3 protein-coding genes and 1 pseudogene are annotated in these 3,230 nt (G+C 65.7%); all 4 read right to left on the reverse strand.

Going from position 1 to position 3,230, the window contains the following annotated elements; all coding sequences use genetic code 11:
• Window positions 1-835: D-glycero-beta-D-manno-heptose-7-phosphate kinase (gene rfaE1, locus AC1DU6_RS24655; protein WP_477860292.1), on the reverse strand; the 835-nt coding region annotated here is incomplete at its 3' end.
• Window positions 832-1,404, reverse strand: coding sequence for a D-sedoheptulose-7-phosphate isomerase (locus AC1DU6_RS24660; RefSeq protein ID WP_457324756.1), 573 nt, complete (start codon window positions 1,402-1,404; stop codon window positions 832-834). The genes AC1DU6_RS24660 and rfaE1, both read right to left, overlap by 4 nt.
• A 349-nt stretch (window positions 1,405-1,753) precedes the next feature.
• Window positions 1,754-2,482: a hypothetical protein gene (locus tag AC1DU6_RS24665; protein ID WP_457324757.1), complete on the reverse strand. Its 729-nt coding sequence runs from the start codon at window positions 2,480-2,482 to the stop codon at window positions 1,754-1,756.
• A 283-nt stretch (window positions 2,483-2,765) separates the two neighbouring features.
• Window positions 2,766-3,230, reverse strand: a pseudogene (locus tag AC1DU6_RS24670) (hypothetical protein); the annotation flags it as partial.

Genomic DNA, 3,230 nt, shown 5'->3' on the forward strand with positions numbered 1-3,230 from the left:
CGCCGGCGCTGGTCATCACGGCCAGCGTCGCGATGACGGTGTCGCCTGCGCCGGTCACGTCGAACACCTCGCGGGCGCGTGCCGGCTCGTGAGTGACGCCGCTGGCTTCGAACAGCGTCATGCCTTCTTCCGAGCGCGTCAGCAGCACGGCGCCGACGTCGATGTCGGCGCGCAGCGTCTCGACCTTGGCGCGCAGCTCTTCCTCGCCGCGCCAGGCGCCCGCGACCTGGGCCAGTTCGCCCCGGTTGGGCGTGATGACGCTGGCGCCGGCGTAGCGCTTGTAGTCGCTGCCCTTGGGGTCGACCAGCACGGGCTTGCCCGCGGCGCGGGCCATTTCGATCATGCGCGGGATGTGCGTGAGGCCGCCCTTGCCATAGTCGGAGAACAGCACGACGTCGTGTCGGGGCAACTGCTCGGCGAAGGCCTCAAGCATCTCGCCCAGCGCCTCGTGGTCGGGCTCGTTCTCGAAATCCACGCGCAGCAACTGCTGGGCGCGGCCAATGATGCGCAGCTTGACGATGGTGTAGAGCTGCTTGTCCTCACGCAGCACGGTCTCGATGTCGCGCTCGTGCAGCAGTTCGCGCAGGCGGCGGGCCGGTTCGTCCTGGCCGACGACGGTCAGCAGCGTGGCCCTCGCGCCCAGCGTGCGGATGTTGAGCGCGACGTTGGCGGCGCCGCCCAGGCGCTCCTCCTCGCGTTCGATGCGCACGACGGGCACGGGCGCCTCGGGCGAGATGCGTTCGACGGCGCCGTGCCAGTAGCGGTCCAGCATGACGTCGCCGACGACGAGGATGCGGCGGGAGGCGAGCAGTTCACGCGAGGGCAGGGCGCTCATTGCCCCACGCCCAGGTTGGCCTCGATCAGGCCGCACAGCGTGTGGCCGATCAGCAGGTGCGCCTCCTGGATGCGGGCGGTGATGCCGTGCGGCACGATGATGCTGTCGTCGCACAGCGCGCCCAGCTTGCCGCCGTCACGGCCTAGCAGGCCCAGCGTGTAGATGCCCATGGCCTTGGCGGCCTCGACGGCGCGCAGCACATTGGCCGAGTTGCCCGAGGTCGAGATGCCGATCAGCGCATCGCCGGCGCGGCCGAGGCCCTGGACCTGGCGGATGAACACATCGTCAAAGCTGTAATCGTTGCCGATGCAGGTCAGCGCTGAGCTGTCGGTCGTCAGCGCCAGGCCGGCGAGCGGGCGGCGGTCCTTGATGAAGCGGCCCGTCAGCTCGGAGGCCAGGTGCTGGCTGTCCGCGGCCGAGCCGCCGTTGCCGCAGAACATGATCTTGCAGCCCGCCTTCAGCGCGTCGGCGAGCCGTTGGCCGGCCTGCTGCACTTGTGGGTCCAGCGCTCCCAGGAGTTGCATCAGTTGCAGGTGTTCATCGAGATTGCGCAGAAACAGGGAACTCATGAGGAGACCGGGGCTCTCACCCGCTTGCAGACCGATGGTTTCAAGTATCGGTGATGGGGCGGTGGTGCCAGCCGACTGACCCGCGCTGGAGGGGCGGTGCACTCGCGCACAGGCGGGGCACGCGGCCAAAGGGCGTGGTGACGGGACGCGAGAGTCCTCATGCAGATCGGGAGTTGCAGCCATTCTCCAAAGACAATGGCTGCAACTTCCGAAGATGCTCGAATCAAACCTGGAGATTAATATTCATGGATGGAACTCCTGCCAAGCGATTCCAATTTGGAACTGGTCGGGTGCGCCAGTGGATTGGCTGGCACACCCTGYAGTTCAACGGCTGTGCTGAAGCGGAATATCAGTACTGCTGCTGCCCGCCACCACCGCCACCACCGCCACCGCCACCGCCACCACCGCCGGACGCGGCCGGGCCAACGCTGGGATCAGCCACCGGCGCGGCGCTCCACGGATCAATGCCCGGGCCTTCATACGGCGTGCAAAGGAAGGCGTTGTTGCCAACATGGACGCCGGTCATGACCCACTTTGGCGGGCATGCGTGCATATGTGCAGCTGATGTGCCGGGGCGGCCGGTTGAATAGTCGACGGTTTCGGCCCAGGTATGCAGGATCCGGCCGCTGGCCGGTGACGCGCACCAGATCTTGTTGTTCTGGACATGGAGGCCGGTCATGATGGTGCCCAACGGGCAGGCGAGCATCCCTTGCCGCACGGTGCTGGACTCCATGAAGGCAGGGATGGCGGACGATGCACCCTTGGCGCACAGCAGCTCATTGTTGATGACGTGCAGCCCAGTCATGTATCCGCCAGTGGACATCTGGACCAGATACTGGGACTGGCCGTTGTTTGTTGCCCAGTCCTGGTATGCGCTGCCGCCGCAGTTGTGATAGAAGGCGTTGAAGGCGTAACCCTGGATCGAATGCTTGTCGATATATTCGGCGTTGCCGTTCAGGCTGGCGTAGAACTGATTCCATTGGCCGACAAACGGGCTCAGGCCTTGAGCCATGCTGCTGGCGGAACCGACGAGCGCCGCTGCCGCAATCATGCATTTGGTGAATGACAGTTTTTTCATCTTACCCTTGCGTATATGTGACTTCTCTGATTTGCCGGCCCGAAATATATGATCGTTCTAACTGAACAGAACGTGGATCGAGGCCGGCTTTGAGGAGCTTACGTTGGGGTTGTTTACCTGTTGATTACTGGCTGTGGCTCTTCCGTGCTTCGCGCGAACCCTAATATCGAGAGTGATGGGAGTTAGAGGTGCGCGGCGTGTCGCCGTGTGCTCGCGGCCGGGGCCGCAGTTGCGGCGAGCAAGGGCTTCGACGAAGCCAGGCAGGTCTGCAGCTGAGGTGGCTTTACTTGCTGCGGTCCATAAGCTGGACCAGGGCGCTGAAGGGCGACACGAGGCCGCGGCGCCAGTTGCGCTCGACGATGGCGCGGTCAGCGCTGCGCAGCTTGAGCACGGCGGGCAGCACGCGCGGGCAGGGCACCAGGGCCAAGCGAGCGTACAAGTGGCGATGACGCCAGCCGACGCCGGCCTGCCAGGCGAGAGGGCCGTCCTCGGCGCGCAGCAGCACGAGACGAGCGAGCTGGGGCTCGCAGTCCAGCAGCTCCGTTGCTGCAATCTGCATCAATCGATGGCGCTGGAGGTCATCGGGCAGCGCCTGGACGACGCGTGCATGCCGGCCATCGGTCTGCAGGCGCGGCAGCAGCGCCTCGGCGCCTTCGTCCAGCGCCCGGTCGAAGGCGGCAGCCAGCCCGGTCACGAAAGCCCCGCCAGGCACCGAAGCCATCAGCCAGTTCTCGATGATGGGCAGCTC

The organism is Roseateles sp. P5_B10, assembly GCF_056400485.1.

Coding starts and splice junctions, on each gene's coding strand:
- AC1DU6_RS24665 (WP_457324757.1), bottom strand. CDS start 2,482: ATGAAAAAACTGTCATTCACCAAATGCATGATTGCGGCAGCGGCGCTC.
- AC1DU6_RS24660 (WP_457324756.1), bottom strand. CDS start 1,404: ATGAGTTCCCTGTTTCTGCGCAATCTCGATGAACACCTGCAACTGATG.